Raw genomic sequence first — 17,059 nt, 5'->3', positions numbered from 1 at the left:
AAAAATTTCCCGCAAATTTCGGAAACAGAACAGTAAACGGATAGCATTTTTATGAATAATTAACCGATGTTATCAACAGAAATCGTTGTAGTTGAAGTCGCTGCCTCGCAAATCGGAAACATTTTCGCCAAAAAAAATCCCGATTGCCAAGTTGAAATCGGCCTCAAAGCGAGAGCAGAAATGCCATCGTATCTACATTGTCGGCGTAATCCCAAAGCTGCGGTTTCTGGGTTTGACCGAAAGGGATGCTTTGCGGAGTCAGTCCGGACGAGACGACGCACTGAATCTGATCGGCATCGGCTAAAATACGCGATTTCATGTCTTGAAGATCGTCGTAGAATTCATAGAAAACGCTTGAAATAGGCGAGGCGTAGCTTGAATCTTGCTTGATGGTCAAAAATCCGTTGTCGCGCAGCTTGAAGTTGCTCATCAGGAAAACGGCTTTATTGTAGTCGTAATTGTTGGCGTATTTCTCGTAATGGATCACGTCCTGCTGGGCGAAGATTCCTTCGAAAAATTTCGTGAAATCGTAACCGTTCGGCACAAACAATTTGGAAACGTTCCTGCATCCGAGTCCGAAATAGCGAAAAATGTCCTCGCCCAAAGCCTCGAGTTCGTCTTCCGATTCATTTCCGGTAAGAATAGCCACCGAATTTCGGTTTTTGCGGATGATACTCGGTTTGTCCTTGAAATAATACTCGAAATAACGCGCGGTGTTGTTGCTTCCCGTGGCGATAACGGCGTCGAAACCTTCGAATTTTCCTACGACGAAAGCGATCGAACCTGAAATTTTCGGGGCAACCGCAATCAGGTAATTTGCGAGGAACGGCAGCAATTTCTGGTCGTTGGAAGAAAGTTTGACCAAAGCTTTGTTGCCCGAAAGCACAACCGTGAGAAAATCGTGAAAGCCTACGAGCGGAATGTTTCCGGCCAAAATGAGCGCGATCGTTTTGGGATCGCTTTCGCCGATTTCATAGCGCGAGAGCCATTCGGTCAGGTTGGCATCGGTCAAAGCATCGGCCCAGGCACCAACCGCAAAACGCACTTGATCTGGCGTGTACCATCCGTTGTGCGACTGGGAAAGCAGGATCAAATCGGCGAAAGCGTCGAAAAATTCGTCGTTCATCAAGACCGAATTGTTCCTAACGGGTTCATCCGAAGTGAATTGTCTCAAAAAATTTCCGAGTGCAACGAAAGCGTCCTTTTTCTCTAAAGCTGTCATAATTGATTTGCGTATACCGAGTTTTGGCGTAATTTTGCACAAAAGTACAGCTTTCTATCGCAGGTTGAAAGGATTTGCGGACTGACGGAATTTTCGGATCATCTGAAAATGTGGAAATCCGATAATCCGAATATCAGCAACGATTTGGAAATCTGAAAATCATACAGAAAATGGCCATCATTATAACAGACGAATGTATAAACTGCGGCGCTTGTGAGCCCGAATGCCCAAATACCGCGATTTACGAAGGCGCCGACGACTGGCGTTACAAAGACGGAACTGCGTTGCGCGGGAAAGTCGTTCTCCCAAATGGGGAAGAAGTAGACTCGGAAGACGCCCAAACGCCTATTTCGGACGACATCTACTACATCGTGCCCGGAAAATGCACCGAGTGCAAAGGCTTTCACGAAGAACCGCAATGCGCGGCGGTTTGTCCCGTCGATTGTTGCGTCCCTGATCCTGATTATGTGGAAAGCGAGGAAACTTTGCTGAATCGGCAGGCGTTTTTGCATAATGAGTGATGGAGTGACGCAGTGAAAAAGTGCCTGAGTATCGATACTTATAGAAAAACCATCCCTTGTCGGATGGTTTTTTGCTTCTGTGAATCCTGTTTTCTGTGCCGTTTATATGATATAGATTGTCGTGACACAGCGTATCAGCACTCCAAAACTCAGGCACTCCAAAAAAAAATCCCGAAGGCGTGAACCCTCGGGATTTTTGTGGTATATATGGAGTGTTAAGAAAATTAATTCTTGGTATAGGTTTCTGTGGTCACCTTATCTGTTTTTGCGTCGTATGTGCTAATTACCATGTTTCCGCTTTTGTCGAAATAGGCGTGGGCCGTTTTGCCTTTGGTCGAGTAGATGTAGCTGTTTGGGCCCACATTTCTCAAAACTCCCGTTTTTTTGTTGTCGGTCACCATGGTGTAACCCACGTTGTCGAGTTTCATCTGATATTTCGATCCGCCGGCGGAGTAATAAGCCGAACGGTCTACGTCTACGACTCTTGTACTTCCGTCAGGTGCGGTTACTGTCGTTGTCGAGGTGACTTCGGTTGGAGTTGTTGCCAAATCTTTGTTCAGCGCTTTTGAATCCGGATTTTGGAATTCGAGTTTTTGCGTTGCGGTTTGCTCGTTGGTTTTGACGAGTTTCCTTTCGCCGTCAGAATCTTTTACGGTCGTTACCGTAGTTGTCGACTCTTTTTGAACTTGTTGTTGTGCCTGGGCCGAAAAGGCGAAAAACGCGGCCGTTATTGTTAAGATTGTTGTCTTCATGATGTTTTATGTTGTTTACTTTTACAAAGATAGCCCCGATGCTTCGCGCGCCCTTATACAATTAAAGGGGCGTTTTATATAATTGTGATTTGCCCCGATTATATGCTTATATTTGCGCACTTTTTGAAATAAAAAAACCATGAAAGCAGGAATCGTCGGATTGCCGAATGTAGGAAAATCAACCCTTTTCAATTGTCTCTCGAACGCCAAGGCGCAAAGTGCTAACTTTCCGTTCTGCACGATCGAACCCAATATTGGCGTCGTGAATGTTCCCGATCCGCGTTTGGAGAAATTGGAGGAATTGGTCAATCCCGAAAAAGTCGTTCCTGCAACGGTAGACATCGTAGACATTGCCGGATTGGTCAAAGGCGCCAGTAAAGGTGAAGGCCTCGGAAACCAATTCCTTGGAAACATTCGCGAGTGCAACGCCATCATTCACGTTTTGAGATGTTTCGACAATGACAACATCGTGCACGTCGACGGAAACGTGAATCCCATCCGCGATAAGGAAACCATTGATATAGAACTTCAGCTGAAAGATTTGGAAACGGTCGAGAAAAGACTTGAGAAAGTGAACCGCGCCGCCAAAACCGGAAACAAGGAAGCCCAAACCGAGCAAGGACTTCTGAACAGGATCCGCGAGGCTTTGCTTCAGGCGAAATCAGCCCGTACTGTCGTTCCGGCAAACGAGGAAGAATCTGTCTTGATGGAAGATTTCCAACTGATCACGACAAAGCCCGTACTTTACGTTTGTAATGTGGACGAAGGTTCGGCCGTTTCAGGAAACCAATACGTGGACAAAGTTCGCGAAATGGTCAAGGAAGAACAGGCCGAAGTCATCGTGCTCGCCGTTGGAACCGAAGCCGATATCACCGAACTCGAAACTTACGAAGAGCGCAAAATGTTCCTGGAAGATGTAGGTTTGGCCGAACCAGGCGCATCGGTTTTGATCCGTGCCGCTTACAAACTTCTGAACCAACAGACGTATTTTACCGCCGGAGTCAAAGAAGTGCGCGCCTGGACGATCAACGTCGGAGACACGGCTCCAAAAGCTGCGAGCGTGATCCACACTGACTTTGAAAAAGGTTTTATCCGTGCAGAAGTCATCGCTTATAACGACTACGTCCAATTCGGATCGGAATCGAAAGTGAAGGAAGCCGGCAAATTGCGCGTAGAAGGAAAAGAATATATCGTGAAAGATGGCGATGTAATGCATTTCCGATTCAACGTTTAATTTCAGGAATCAACTTATAGGGATTAGCTCGTCTTTTGGCGGGCTTTTTTGTTTCCGGTTTTTTCCGAATCGATCGTGAGGCGAAAAGTTCGTGCTTGCTTGCGCCAAAAGTTAGGGTCGGCATCGGGTTTCGATTTGATTTTTGCGATCTGGAAACGCCGCGGAAATATGTGTTATCCGTTTAAATCCGTGGCTAAGAAAAATTTAACCGCGAATTCGCGAATTCCATTCGGCTTGAAATAAAATTCGCGAATTCGCGGTTGAAATAAATCCGTAAAACGCATTAAACCATTTAGCGTTAAGGTCGGCATCGGGTTTCGATTTGATTTTTGCGATATGGAAATGCAAAAATTTTGAACCATTTAGGACATTAAGAGCATTAAGACACTTGGCTTGTTGCAAAACCCTAAATTCTTCGTGGAAAATTTTGCATAAGCAAGTTCGTTTAAGAAGTAGGTTGCCGGGATGCGCGAATTGCCTTATTCGTGTAGATCATGGTGGTTTGGTTTTTTGAAAGTTACCGAAATTTGATGTTTTTCCGAAAAATACCAATGAGAGCGCCACGATCGGACATTCCCCACAAAGATGTTTTCCCGACCGATTCCATTGCGTAACTTCGGCCGACAAAACTAAAACAACCATGAAAATCTTCGCCTTCTCGGGATCGAATTCCTCCACTTCGATAAACAAACAGCTCGTCACTTATGCCGCGGGACTTTTCGGCGAAAGCCAAACCGAAATTTACAGCATGCGCGACTTCGAGATGCCGCTTTTTGGAGTCGATCTGGAACACGAGACAGGAAAGCATCCGAAAGCACAGGATTTTCTTGACAAGATTGACGCATCCGATCTGCTAGTGATCTCGCTGCCCGAAAACAACGGAACATATTCGTCGGCGTTCAAGAACACTTTCGACTGGGCATCGCGCATCCGAAAGGACGTTTTCGCCCAAAAACCGACGTTGCTCATGGCGGCTTCCCCGGGACAAAGAGGCGGAAAGAGCGTGCTTGAACTCGCCACGGGAAATCTCTCGAGATTCGGTTTGGACATCAAGGAAACCTTTTCGCTGCCGTTGTTCTACGAAAATTTTGACACCGAATCGCACAAAATCAAAAACGTGGCACTCGATTTGGAATTGGCGCAAAAGGTAAAATCGATCCAAAACCTTTTTCAATGAAAAACACGACCAAAAAAATCTGGCGCATCGTCAAAAAAACACTGTTGTTTCTAGTCATTTTTGTCTTTGTTTACGCACTTGCTATGTTTACGCTTTCGCGGATAACCGTCAATTCCAAAGACGAAGATCCGGCTCAGGACGTGACGATCTACATCAAATCGAACGGCGTGCACACAGATGTCGTATTCCCGATAAAAAGCCCGTACAAAGATTGGTCGGCACTTACGCATCCTACCGAAACCTTGTCAAAGGACACGACTTTCCAATATGTCGCGCTTGGTTGGGGCGACCATGATTTCTACCTGAACACGCCCGAATGGAGCGACCTCAAAGCCAGCACAGCGTTCAAAGCCGCGTTTTGGATGGGAACGGGCTTGATGCACGCGACTTTTTACCGCGACCTGAAAGAATCCGACCACTGCGTGAAAATAATGGTCAGCAAGGCTGAGTACGAGAAAATGGTCGCTTTCGCGGAATCGTCTTTCGTGATCGAAAATGGCCAGTCGGTCAAAATCCCGGATGCGTCTTATGCGGATCACGACCTGTTTTTCGAGGCGCACGGCAAGTACAACCTGTTTTACACTTGCAATGCCTGGGCGAACAATTGCCTAAAATCTGGCGGACAAAAGGCCGCTGCCTGGTCGCTTACCGATACCGGGATTTTTTGTCACTACCGATAATAGCTTCGTACTCGTGACATGTAACGGTAAGAGCTGTCGATCGAATCGGTTTGGTCTGACCGGAAACAGCAGCGACTACTTTCCAGATCGCGATCGTTAAAAAAGTTCTCAAGGACGGATTGGGGCCAAATCAAAAAACTGTTCTGAAGCGATGAATTCCAAGCAAAAGCTGTCCAAACGGATGGCTTTTTTTGTTTTTGACGAAATGTCCGCCTCCGAAATCGCTCGGTTCGCATCTGAAATCCAATCAAACATCGACATCTTTTTCCCAGTAAAGGATATCGCTTTTCCTTTGGTGTAAAATTCAGCATCATGAAAGCGACAACCACTATTTTACTGCTCTTTCTCACGGCCTTTTTGGGTTTTTCGCAACAAAAGGAAACTCCGAAAAACTGGTCGCTGGCCGATTGCATCCAATATGCGCTCGAGAACAACATTACCATAAAGGAAGCCGCACTTACCAAGAAGAGTGCAGATGTGAACCTCAGGCAGTCCGAATATGCGAGGTATCCGAGTCTTTCCGCATCGGTTTCCCAAAATGCCACCAACGGAACGAGCATCGACCCGATTACGAGCAATTACGTGAGTCAGCTGATCCACTCGACAAACGCCGGCGTCGGTACGCAAGTGACTTTGTTCAGGGGCAATTACCTGAACAACACGATCAGACAGAACGAGCTTTTGGTCACGCAGAACGAGCTTTTCGTATCGGAAGCCAAAAACAACATTTTGCTGAGTGTGACCGAAGCTTATCTGCAAGCGCTTTACTACAAAGAGGCGATTGCCGTTGCCCAGAATACGGTGAATTCTTCCAAAGAACAGATTTCGCAGGCCGAAACCAAATTCAAGGCGGGATCGATCGCCAAGTTGGATGTAGCCGATTTGCAGACGCAGTTCAGCAACGATCAGGTGACTTTGATCACGGCGCAGAACAATTACCGCCAACAGCTGATTTCGTTGAAGCAATTGCTGGAACTCGATCCGCTTTCTGAATTCGACATCGCCACGCCAGATTTGCCCGAAGCCCAATTGATCGCGCCAGACCTGAAATCGATCTATGAAACTGCGGTTGCCAACATGCCCGAAATCGCAAGTGCCAAGACGCAGATCGACATCTCGAATGTGTTGCTCAAGAAAGCCAAGTCAGGTTATTTGCCGACACTTTCGCTCAACGCCGGACTTTATTCGGGTTACACGAGCACGCAAAATCTCGATTTCGTCACGCAATTCGATGGCAACTTCTATCAAACTGTCGGTTTGAACCTGAGCATCCCGATTTTTTCGAACTATTCCAACAAAGCTGCCGTCCAGAATGCCAAGATCGACATTGAAAAGGCCAAAATCGCATCGGTTTCGGAAATCAAGCAACTGTATCTCAAGATCGAGAGCGCGTGGCAAAATGCGCAATCCGCACAAGGTCAGCTGGAAGCCGCGACGGCGCTGAAATCCTCGTCACAGCTTGCTTATGAAATGGCGCAGAAAAAGTCTGATGCGGGCGCTTTGAGTTCGCCGGATCTCATCGTTAGCAAAAACACGTATCTAAGCGCGCAACAGCAATTCCTGCAAGCGAAATATTCCATGGCTTTGTACTACCAATTGCTGCAGTTTTACCAAGGAAACCAAATCGCCATCTAAACACAACGACATGAAAAACAAGAAGCAGATCATCATGATAACGGCCGTTTCGGTCGTATTGGTCGCCGTGGCCGCATTCCTGGCTTTCGGCAAAAAAGAACAGCCGCTCAAGGTCGAATTCACCGAAGCCAAAACCGGAAACGTGAGTACGGTGATCACGGCTACCGGAACGATCGAAGCCGTCAAACAGGTCGAGGTGGGAACGCAGGTTTCGGGCGTGGTCGAGAAGATCTACGTCGACTACAATTCGACGGTAAAAGCCGGACAACTCATCGCGGAACTCGACAAGGAAAACCTGAGTGAGGCGTTCTCACAGGCGCAATCGGCTTATCAGGTTGCGTTGAACGAACAGCAGTATCTGCAGACTGTGTTCAATCGGCAAAAGTCGCTTTACGGTTCGGGCGTGATCTCGCAGTCTGATTATCAGCAAGCCGAATACAACCTCAAAACGGCAAAAGGCACGTCGGCACAAAAAATGTCCGATCTCAAAAAAGCGCAGACAAACCTCGGTTATGCCAATATCTACTCGCCAATCGATGGGGTCGTGCTCTCCAAAGATGTCGATGAAGGACAGACCGTCGCGGCGAGTTATTCGACTCCGACATTGTTCACGATCGCCCAGGATTTGAAGCAGATGCAGGTCGAGGCCGATGTGGATGAAGCCGATATCGGAAACGTCAAAACCGGACAGCGCGTGGACTTTACGGTAGATGCGTTCCCAGGCCAGACGTTCTCCGGAAAAGTGAGCCAGGTGCGCCTGAATGCGACGGTAACATCGAATGTGGTGACTTACACGGTCATCATCAAAGCCGACAATCCGGACGAAAAGCTCAAACCGGGCTTGACCGCGACCGTCTCGATCTACACGATGGAAGTCAAGGACGTACTCACTGTCGAGGCCAAGGCGCTCAATTTCACGCCAGACAAGACTTTGTTGACAAAATACAATTCCGAGAACGCGGCCAATTATCTGGGCGATGCGCTGGACAAACCACAATTGCCGGACGAAGCCGACCAGAAAACGGTCTGGGTAAGCGACACTGACGGAATCCATCCGGTTGCGGTGACGGTGGGAGTGAACGACGGCATCAATTACGAAATCGTCGATGGACTTAATCCCGGCCAAAAGGTCGTGACGGCTTTGGCGCAATCCGATTCGGATTCCGCAAAACCCACGCAAGGCGAATCGGCTTCCAGTCCTTTTATGCCGAAACCGCCTGGAAGGAAGTGATTCGGACGGTTCGATTCAAGAAATCCCAAAACTTAAAAAAATGAAACCCATCATAAAAATCAAAGAGCTGACGCGCCAATTCACCATGGGAGAAGAAGTCGTCAAAGCGATCAAAGGCATTTCGTTCTCGATCTACGAAAAAGAATTCGTGACAATCATGGGATCAAGCGGATCGGGAAAATCGACCTTGCTCAATATTCTGGGTTGTCTCGATACGCCTTCCTCGGGAAGTTACGAGATCGATGGGATTCCCGTGAAAGACCTGGACAAGAACGACCTGGCCAAGGTCAGGAATCAAAAAATCGGCTTTATTTTCCAGTCGTACAACTTGTTGCCGCGCACCACATCGATAGAAAATGTGGAACTTCCGTTGCTCTACAACAGCGCTATCCCGGCTAAGGAAAGACGCGAGCGCGCGGTGCATGCGCTGGAACTGGTTGGGCTCTCGGAGCGTTTGTACCACACTCCGAGCCAGCTCTCCGGCGGCCAGCAGCAAAGAGTCGCCATCGCGAGATCGCTGGTCAACGATCCGGTTTTGATTTTAGCCGATGAAGCCACGGGAAACCTCGACACGAAAACGTCCTATGAGATCATGGCGTTGTTCCAGAAACTCAATTCGGAAGGAAAAACGATAGCGTTCGTAACCCATGAACCTGACATCGCAACTTTCAGTTCAAGAACGATCGTACTCAAAGACGGAATCATCACCAAAGATTCGATTGTCGAAAAACCGGCCGACGCAGCTTCCGCATTGAAGAATTTGATCGTCGAGGTCGAGTGAGGAACAACGTCTATTATCTATCTTCTATCATCTATTATCCAAAAAAATGAATCTTAACAACCTCATAAAAATAGCCTTCAAAGCGCTAAAGCTCAATAAAACGCGGGCGTTTCTGACGATGCTTGGCGTGATTATCGGCGTGGCTTCGGTCATTGCGATGCTTGCCATTGGAGAAGGATCGAAGGAAAGCATCAAAAGCCAGATTTCGGCCATGGGCTCGAACATGATCACGATCCGTCCCGGCGCCGGCATGATGGGCGGCGTGCGGCAAGATCCGGGCACGATGCAATCGCTTACGCTGAACGACCTGTCCGAAATCGAAAAACAAGGCACTTTCATAGCACACACTTCGCCTTTGGTCAATTCGAGCGGACAATCCATAAACGGATCCAAGAACTGGCCAACCACGATTTACGGCGTCGCGCCCGACTATCTCAAAGTGCGCGTACTCGAGGTCAAGGACGGGGCGATGTTCTCCGAACAAGACGTGAAAACCTCGGCCAAAGTCGCGGTCATCGGGCAAACCGTGGTCGAGAATCTTTTCGGGAGTGAAAATCCGATAGGGAAAACCATCCGTTTCAACAGCATTCCGTTCAAGGTCATAGGCGTTTTATCCGAAAAAGGCGAAAACACTTTCGGACAGGATCAGGACGACGTGATTCTCGCACCTTACACCGCGGTCCAAAAAAGGATTCTGGCCGTGACTTATCTGCAATCGATCGTGACTTCGGCCAAAAGCGAGGCCGTCGCCGAAAAAGCCGTGACCGAAATCACAAAAATCCTGCGAAAAAATCACAAACTCGAAGGCGCGGACCAGGACAATTTCAACGTTTTTTCGCAACAGGAACTCATCTCGACGTTCAGTTCCACAAGCGAAATGCTCACGGTCTTGCTCGTGGCGATCGCCGGAATCTCGCTTTTCATAGGCGGAATCGGGATCATGAACATCATGTATGTCTCGGTCAAGGAAAGGACGCGAGAAATCGGGTTGCGAATGGCCGTCGGCGGGCGCGGGAACGACATCATGCTGCAATTTTTGGCCGAAGCCGTAATCATCAGCATCACAGGTGGAATAATTGGTGTAGTTTTGGGATTGGGTCTCACGGTCGTGGTTTCGAGTGCGCTCTCGTGGCCGGTTTCCGTCACGATTTTCTCGATAGTCGTCTCGTTCGCGGTTTGCGCCGTCACCGGAATTTTCTTCGGATGGTATCCTGCCAGAAAAGCCGCCGCACTTGACCCGATAGTTGCTTTGCGTTATGAATAAGATTTTGCGACATAAGTTTTTCGTGCCTTTGCTGCACGTCTCGATTTGGGCTTTGCTGTTCAGTTTGCCTTACGTTTTGTTGTCCGGGCAAGGGTTCGAAACCGAAAGGACGTTCGAGCATTTGTGGGCGCCGCTGGCCTTTTACGCGTTGATTTTCTACACGAATTACGCGATTTTGGTCGACCGGTTTCTGGTGCGCAGGAAAGTGTTCGTGTTCGTTTTGCTGAATCTGGCGTTGATCGCGCTTTTCATCTGGCTAAAGTTCGAAATGCGGGATTTGATGAGTGGCCATCCGGGCGGACCCAAACCCGGAGGCAATCCGCCGCCTTTGCGCTTTTTCATCTATCTGGACGGGATTTCGTTCCTGGTTCCGGTTTTGTTCGCCATCGGATTGCGGATTTTCGACCGTTGGATCAGATCTGAATCCGAAAGGAAAGAATCCGAAAATGCGCGTCTGGCAACCGAATTGCAACACTTGAAATATCAGCTTCAGCCGCATTTTTTCTTCAACTCGCTCAACAACATCTATTCGTTGGTGGACATTTCGCCCGAACAGGCCAAAGAAACGATCCACAGTTTGGGCGTTTTGATGCGCTATTTGTTGTACGACACGAATTCGGAGTTCGTCCCGCTCAGGAAAGAGGTCGATTTCATGAAGCAATATATCGCTTTGATGGATTTGAGAACTTCGAGCAAAACGGTGGTCAAAGCCGATTTTCCGCATGTGGTCGATGAGGTCAGAGTCGCGCCTTTGCTGTTTATCTCGCTCATAGAAAACGCTTTCAAGCACGGCGTTTCGGCCACCGGGAATTCCGAACTCGATTTCAGGTTGTCCGTATCGGACGGAAAAGTCATCTTCGAAAGCGCCAACGGAAACTTCCGGAAACGCGAGAACGACCGCAGCGGATCAGGCATCGGATTGCAGAATCTGCGAAAGCGACTCGAACTGCTTTATCCAAACAAACACAGTTTTGCGTTCGGTAACGACGCCGAAGTATTCCGAACCAAACTCGTAATCGATCTGAAACCATGAGCGAAAGAAAGATCAAATGTCTCGTAGTCGACGACGAACCGATGGCGTTGCGCCTCATTGAAAGTTATGCCAAAAAGACGCCTTTCCTCGAATTGCGCGCGGCTTGCTCAAATGCGTTCGAAGCTTTGGAAATCCTCGAAGACGAGAACATCGACCTGATTTTTCTCGATATCCAGATGCCCGAATTGACGGGAGTGGAATTGTCGAAAACCTTGTCAAAAAACACGCGCGTGATCTTCACCACCGCTTTCAACGAATATGCGATCGAAGGTTTCAAGGCCGATGCGCTCGATTATCTTTTGAAGCCTTTCAGTTTCGACGAATTCTATAACTCGGCCTTGCGCGCCAAGGAATGGTTCGCTTTGGTCAGAAGCCAGTCTGCGGCAAAACCTGAAACCGATTTCCTGTTCGTGAAAGCCGATTACAAGCAGGTCAAGATCAAATTCGAAGAAATCCTGTACTTTGAGGGCGTTCGCGATTACATCAAAGTGGCTTTGAGCGACAACAAGCGATCGGTATTGACGCGCATGAACCTCAAATCGCTCGAGGCAGAACTTCCCGAATCGCGGTTCATGAGAATCCATCGGTCGTTTATCGTGAATCTCGACAAGATCGAATCGATTGAACGGAGCCAGGTCATCATCGCAAACCAGCGGATCACCGTTGCCGATCAATACAAGGAACGGTTTCAGGAGTTTGTTCGCGGGAATTCGATTGAGTAGTGCCGGAGCGCCTGAAATAAAAAGTGCCAAGTTCCTGAGATAAAAAATTCCTAAGATCTTGCCGAGATTCAACCAGTAAGGACCTTAAGTTCATCAAGAGTTTTATTCTGAAAAATAGCGGTCATAAAGTGCGATCGGCACGACCTTGACTTTTCTAACCATTCTTGATGGTTCAGAAAATCCGCGAAAAATTTCGGTTTTGCAACAAGCGAAGTGTCTTAATGCTCTTAATGCTCTTAATGGTTTAAATTTTTTTGCCACGACTGCACGAAAAACTTAACTAACCTTAACTATCTTAATTGTTCAAAAATCTCAAGGTTTCTGTTTTTGCAATGAGCGACGCGCCTTAATGCTCTTAACGCTCTTAATGTTCTTAATGGTTTATTTTTTTGCCACGACCCCACGGATTTTCACGGATAACACTGATTTCCGCTGCGCTTTCGGATTACACGGATCAAACCGAAAATCGACACCAGCCTCAACTTCCTTAAGATTTTACTGGTTCAGAGAAATCCGCGAAGAATTACGGTTTTGAAACAAGCGAAACGCCATAATGCTCCTAATGTTCTTAATGGTTTAAATTTTTTTGCCACGACCCGAGCAAAGCGAATTGGCCAAAGGCAATGCACGAATTTTGCCGCTGATTTTTTTGCCACGAGTGCACGGATTTTCACGGATAATACTGATTTCCGCTGCGCTTTCTGATAACACGGATCAAACCGAAAATCGACGCCAGCCTCAACTTCCTTAAGATCTTAATGGTTCAGAAAATCCGCGAAGAATTTCGGTTTTGCAACAAGCGAAGCGCCTTAATGTTCTTAATGTTCTTAATGGTTTAAATTTTTTTTCCACGACCCGAGCAAAGCGAATTGGCCGAAGGCACTGCACGAATGGCTATCGGTAAAAACTTAACTAACCTGAACTATCTTAATTGTTCAAAAATCTAAAGGCTTTCTATTGTTACGACAAGCGAAGCGCCTTAACGCTCTTAAAGGTTCAAAATTCAGCCAACGAATTTCCGGCTTGAAAAAAGCAAAGCGTCCTAATGAACTTAAAGTTCTTAATGGTAAAAAAAATCAGCTTTCAGAAAACCTAAGGTGTACAAGAAAAAAGTAAAAAGCGCCAATAAGAACGCCCGCAACAGTAGCGACAATATCGTTAACGTCATAATACAAACCCGTGCCTTTCTGAAAAATCTCGTGTAAAATCAATCCGGTTAAGGCGATTGCGGATGAAGCCAAAAGCAACAGAATCCTATGGTTTCGGGAAACGGTTTTTGAAACGGCGTCCTGATAAAGCTGAAGACCCGAGACCGCCAGCGCCATAATGGCAAATCCGGCGAGCAAGTTCGGGAGCCAGCCTAAAGTTTCGGCGAGCAGTCCGTATTTGGCTTTTCCGTATTCCGGGCGCACGAAAGTCCGGATGATTTCCGATCCAATAAAAACCAATGGCGCCAGAAAGTAAATGAATCGGGTAGTGGTTTTGCTCATGTTTTTGCTGAAATCGAATGACCTAATATCGGTTTTAAAATTCCAAATTCCAAATTCCAAATTCCAAACCCGACAGCTATCAGGACGAATTTAAAAGTCGAGATCGAATTCTATTTCTAATTTAGAGCGTTTTCCAGTACAACTTCGGTTCAGCAATCTCAGGCACTTTCGCACTTTGCACTCAGGCACTCAACTAAATCCTGATCTTCTCAAAAAACGCCTTCTTGTAAGTATCGCTGATCGGAATGCGGTTGTTGTCAATGAGAATGCGGTTGCGCTGGATCGAATTCACGAAACTGATGTTCACGACATACGAATTGTGCACGCGCATGAACGTCTTGTCGGGCAATTTTTCGAGCAGGTTCTTGAAATTCGACAGCGTGAGCACGAATTTTCCGTTCGACAGATGGATTTTGAGATAATCGCGCAAACTCTCCACGTACTTTATCTCATCGGCAAAAACCTTGAGGCTTTCGTATTCCGATTTGATGAAGATGAACGGTTTTTCGGCTTCGGGCAAAGGTTTTGCTTCGGATGCGTTTTCGGCCGGAAGCAACTTTCGCGCCTTGTTGATCGCCTTGAGAAAGCGCTTGTACGATACGGGTTTGATCAGATAATCGCACGCATCCAACTCAAAACCTTCGAGCGCGAATTGCGGATAAGCCGTCGTAAAGACGATCTGCGGTTTGGAACTCAGCGTTTCCACGAGCTCGATTCCGGAAAGCAATGGCATTTCGATGTCGAGAAAAACCAGGTCGACGGCGTTCGAGTTGATGAACGTCATGGCTTCGATAGGACTTGAGAATTCGGCCAAAACTTCCACATCTGACAAAGAATCACAATAAGCGCGGATGACTTCTATGGCAAGCGGCTCGTCGTCGAGAATCACGGTTTTCAAACTCATAGCGAAATGATTAGGTTTACGATATAGCGGCCGTCGCGTTCGAAAGCGCTGAAAAAATTGCGGTTCGGGAAATACAGGTTGATGCGCGACAAAGTATTCTCAAGCCCGACACCCGAATATTTTCCGGCGGTTCTTTCCTTGTGGATCGTGTTGGCCACGCGAAATTCGATCTGTTTGGGCGTGATCCCGAAACTGATGTCGATTCCTGTGTCGTCTACCGGCGCGGCTCCGTGCTTGAAAGCGTTCTCTACGAAAGAAATGAACAGTAAAGGCGGAATAAGCATGTTTCCCGCATCGCCGTTGACCGAGAAATTCACTTTATTGTTTGCCGTCAAGCGGAGTTTGGACAGCTCGATATAATCGGTCAAGTATTGCAGATCGTCCTCGAGTCGCACGATGTCCTTGTCGGTTTCATACAAGACATAGCGCATCAGATTCGACAGACTGATGATGGCTTCCGGACCTTCGGACGCCTTTTTGATCGAAAGCGAGTAAATCGTATTGAGCGAATTGAAAAAGAAATGCGGATTCAACTGCGCTTTGAGGAACATGAGTTCGGCGGCGCGTTTCTCGGTCGCCGTTTCCAGCTGTTTCTTACTCGTGTCGCTCCATTCGATGTAAAGCCGCGACATCGTGCTGGCCAAGGCGTGCAAGGTAAAAGTCACCAAAGACGGAATGTAGCGCATGGCGAAATCGGGTGGCGCCGGATTAGGGCTTTGCAAAAAGCGCCTCGGCGGATGAAATTCCCCGTAAACGGCCGTGAGATAAGACAATCCGAAGACCAAAGGCACGATCACGAGCAAATATTGGTTGAGTTTCCTCGCGACAAGAAACTTTGGGACAAGGATGAAATAGTTGAAATAGAAAAGTCCGAGCGCGACGATAAGTCTTAGCAAAAGCCAGATGTCGAATTCGCCTCCGCGCGTGACCATATCCATGAACGGAATCGAAAGCAGCAAAACCCACAACATCAGGTGAAGCAGGAAATTCCTCGTATTTCCGGTAACGTGCGGATAAAGCCTTTTCAGCATTTGGTCCTTATTTTGAGCGAGTCGATTTCGCGCTTGCTCACCGATGGATTTTCGCGCCTGGAGAGTTTGCGTTTCACCAAATCTGAAACCTTTACGGCGTCAAGGCTGTCGCAAAACGCAGCGTTTCCGGCAATTGCGGGAATAGTTATTTGGCGGATGGCCGTCTTGCCGCGAATCTCAAGGTCGTAGCCGAAGCCGTTTTGCGTAGCGTAAACTTTTGTCGAAATGTCGTCTGTTTGTCTGTTGCACGAAAGGTAGCAAAGCGCAAGTGTCAGGAATGTCAAGGTTCTCATAAAATTCTCACGAAAAAAAGGGCCGGATCCTAAAATCCGACCCAAAAACAAAAAACAATTAATCTTCGTCCTCATAAGCCTCGTCCGGCTTGAACTCGTACATGTCGTCATAATAGTAATTCCCGTTCTTGCCGAGTAACACAAAACCTCGCGTGCCGTTGTCGATCACCGACGCGTCCTGGCGGAAAGCGCCTTCGAAGTTGGTTTTCTTGGTCCATTTGTCGGTTGCGGTTTCGTATTCCCAAGTGCTGTTGTGGCCGTTTCCTCCGCAAATGTAACCGCGGTTTCCAATCGTGAATCCGGTGGCGTTCGCGCGTTCGATCTCATAGGAGCTTTTGTCGTCGATGTCTTTGAGCCGCGTCCAGGTTTCGCTGCTCAAGTCGAACGACCAGAAATCGGTTTGGTTGATGTTGTTCGAGGCGCCGGTTCCCATATAGACCACGTTCCCGATCGTGAAGTTCGTGGCTTCGCGTCTCTTGTTTCCGCCGAATCCGAAAAGTTCTTCCCAAGTGTTCGTTTCGGGATTGAATTTCCAGAAATCCTTTTTGTCGTTCGTGCCGTCAAAACCGGTTCCCACATAGCCGTAAGCATCTGAATTGAAAGCGACCGCCGCGCGTCTTGCCGTTCCGCCAAAATCAGGAATCGCCTGCCACGAATTGGAATTTGTGTCATATTTATAGAAGTCGCCCAATTGGTTCGTGCCGTCATAACCCGTGCCCACATAACCGTTTGTTCCGATAGCGAATGCCACGGCCGAACTTCTCGGCGTGCCCGGAAAATTCGAGACCTGCGTCCAATAGCCGCCGTTTATGTCGTATTTCCAGAAATCGTTGAGGTAATCGTCTCCGTCGTAACCCGTTCCCATGAAAGCGAAATCGCCAATGGTGAAACTCACGGCGCTGCCACGCGGCGATCCGTCGAAAACGGTAGAGACGAGCCAGTTTCCTTTTATCGATTCGTCGTCGTCCGAACATCCGGCAAGGCACAAAGCCAAAAAGGCGAAAGCGGACAACAGTTGTTTTTTGTAGAGCATAGTTGAAAAGTTTTGAATGCAGACCAAACTTATGGCTTGCGTTCGGCAGTTCGAAG

General features: G+C 47.8%; 17 protein-coding genes. 10 read left to right on the top strand and 7 right to left on the bottom strand.

Annotated elements, in window-relative coordinates; translation table 11 throughout:
• Positions 1 to 163: 163 nt before the first annotated feature.
• Positions 164 to 1,222 (bottom strand): acyl-CoA reductase, encoded by a 1,059-nt coding sequence (locus EOO49_RS07515; RefSeq protein WP_290844274.1) that lies wholly within the window; start codon positions 1,220 to 1,222, stop codon positions 164 to 166.
• A gap of 170 nt (positions 1,223 to 1,392) precedes the next feature.
• Here EOO49_RS07515 and EOO49_RS07510 point away from each other — a divergent pair, with 170 nt between their 5' ends.
• The gene (locus tag EOO49_RS07510) at positions 1,393 to 1,743 is read left to right on the top strand and encodes a 4Fe-4S dicluster domain-containing protein (RefSeq protein WP_290844272.1); all 351 of its coding nucleotides are present in this window, start codon (positions 1,393 to 1,395) and stop codon (positions 1,741 to 1,743) included.
• A gap of 224 nt (positions 1,744 to 1,967) precedes the next feature.
• Here the strand turns inward: EOO49_RS07510 and EOO49_RS07505 are convergent, their stop codons facing one another.
• Positions 1,968 to 2,495, bottom strand: coding sequence for a hypothetical protein (locus EOO49_RS07505; protein ID WP_290844270.1), 528 nt, complete (start codon positions 2,493 to 2,495; stop codon positions 1,968 to 1,970).
• Between the two features lie 139 nt (positions 2,496 to 2,634).
• Here EOO49_RS07505 and ychF point away from each other — a divergent pair, with 139 nt between their 5' ends.
• The 9 genes from ychF to EOO49_RS07460 all read left to right on the top strand — a co-directional run bounded on the left by ychF (position 2,635) and on the right by EOO49_RS07460 (position 12,252).
• Positions 2,635 to 3,729 (top strand): redox-regulated ATPase YchF, encoded by a 1,095-nt coding sequence (ychF, locus tag EOO49_RS07500; RefSeq protein ID WP_290844268.1) that lies wholly within the window; start codon positions 2,635 to 2,637, stop codon positions 3,727 to 3,729.
• 640 nt (positions 3,730 to 4,369) lie between these two features.
• Positions 4,370 to 4,906, top strand: coding sequence for an NAD(P)H-dependent oxidoreductase (locus tag EOO49_RS07495; RefSeq protein WP_290844266.1), 537 nt, complete (start codon positions 4,370 to 4,372; stop codon positions 4,904 to 4,906).
• Positions 4,903 to 5,586, top strand: coding sequence for a TIGR02117 family protein (locus EOO49_RS07490; protein WP_290844264.1), 684 nt, complete (start codon positions 4,903 to 4,905; stop codon positions 5,584 to 5,586). The genes EOO49_RS07495 and EOO49_RS07490 overlap by 4 nt, the downstream gene beginning before the upstream one ends.
• 312 nt (positions 5,587 to 5,898) lie before the next feature.
• Positions 5,899 to 7,221 carry a TolC family protein gene (locus EOO49_RS07485; protein ID WP_290844263.1) on the top strand — a complete coding sequence of 441 codons (1,323 nt, stop codon included), beginning with the start codon at positions 5,899 to 5,901 and terminating at the stop codon, positions 7,219 to 7,221.
• A 10-nt stretch (positions 7,222 to 7,231) separates the two neighbouring features.
• Complete coding sequence (locus EOO49_RS07480; protein WP_290844261.1) at positions 7,232 to 8,452, top strand: efflux RND transporter periplasmic adaptor subunit; 1,221 nt, start codon at positions 7,232 to 7,234, stop codon at positions 8,450 to 8,452.
• Between the two features lie 40 nt (positions 8,453 to 8,492).
• Positions 8,493 to 9,233 carry an ABC transporter ATP-binding protein gene (locus tag EOO49_RS07475; protein WP_290844259.1) on the top strand — a complete coding sequence of 247 codons (741 nt, stop codon included), beginning with the start codon at positions 8,493 to 8,495 and terminating at the stop codon, positions 9,231 to 9,233.
• A gap of 46 nt (positions 9,234 to 9,279) precedes the next feature.
• Complete coding sequence (locus EOO49_RS07470) at positions 9,280 to 10,497, top strand: ABC transporter permease (RefSeq protein WP_290844257.1); 1,218 nt, start codon at positions 9,280 to 9,282, stop codon at positions 10,495 to 10,497.
• The gene (locus EOO49_RS07465) at positions 10,490 to 11,530 is read left to right on the top strand and encodes a histidine kinase (protein WP_290844255.1); all 1,041 of its coding nucleotides are present in this window, start codon (positions 10,490 to 10,492) and stop codon (positions 11,528 to 11,530) included. The genes EOO49_RS07470 and EOO49_RS07465 overlap by 8 nt, the downstream gene beginning before the upstream one ends.
• The gene (locus tag EOO49_RS07460) at positions 11,527 to 12,252 is read left to right on the top strand and encodes a LytTR family DNA-binding domain-containing protein (protein ID WP_290844253.1); all 726 of its coding nucleotides are present in this window, start codon (positions 11,527 to 11,529) and stop codon (positions 12,250 to 12,252) included. Before EOO49_RS07465 ends, EOO49_RS07460 begins: the two co-directional genes overlap by 4 nt.
• A 1,076-nt stretch (positions 12,253 to 13,328) precedes the next feature.
• On the opposite strand, the gene EOO49_RS07455 is transcribed toward EOO49_RS07460, so the two are convergent.
• The 5 genes from EOO49_RS07455 to EOO49_RS07435 form a co-directional block, all read right to left on the bottom strand.
• The gene (locus EOO49_RS07455; RefSeq protein WP_290844251.1) at positions 13,329 to 13,742 is read right to left on the bottom strand and encodes a hypothetical protein; all 414 of its coding nucleotides are present in this window, start codon (positions 13,740 to 13,742) and stop codon (positions 13,329 to 13,331) included.
• 193 nt (positions 13,743 to 13,935) lie between these two features.
• Complete coding sequence (locus EOO49_RS07450; protein WP_290844249.1) at positions 13,936 to 14,646, bottom strand: LytTR family DNA-binding domain-containing protein; 711 nt, start codon at positions 14,644 to 14,646, stop codon at positions 13,936 to 13,938.
• Positions 14,643 to 15,677, bottom strand: a complete 1,035-nt coding sequence (locus EOO49_RS07445) for a sensor histidine kinase (protein WP_290844247.1) — start codon at positions 15,675 to 15,677, stop codon at positions 14,643 to 14,645. Before EOO49_RS07445 ends, EOO49_RS07450 begins: the two co-directional genes overlap by 4 nt.
• Positions 15,671 to 15,970, bottom strand: coding sequence for a DUF4907 domain-containing protein (locus EOO49_RS07440; RefSeq protein WP_290844245.1), 300 nt, complete (start codon positions 15,968 to 15,970; stop codon positions 15,671 to 15,673). The genes EOO49_RS07445 and EOO49_RS07440 overlap by 7 nt, the downstream gene beginning before the upstream one ends.
• A gap of 58 nt (positions 15,971 to 16,028) precedes the next feature.
• Entirely contained in the window at positions 16,029 to 17,003 is a 975-nt protein-coding gene (locus EOO49_RS07435) for a kelch repeat-containing protein (RefSeq protein ID WP_290844243.1), read from the bottom strand.
• Positions 17,004 to 17,059: the final 56 nt, after the last annotated feature.

The organism is Flavobacterium sp. (genome assembly GCF_004295795.1).
Taxonomy (GTDB): Bacteria; Bacteroidota; Bacteroidia; order Flavobacteriales; family Flavobacteriaceae; genus Flavobacterium.
This window is presented reverse-complemented; position numbering and strand designations above follow the sequence as displayed.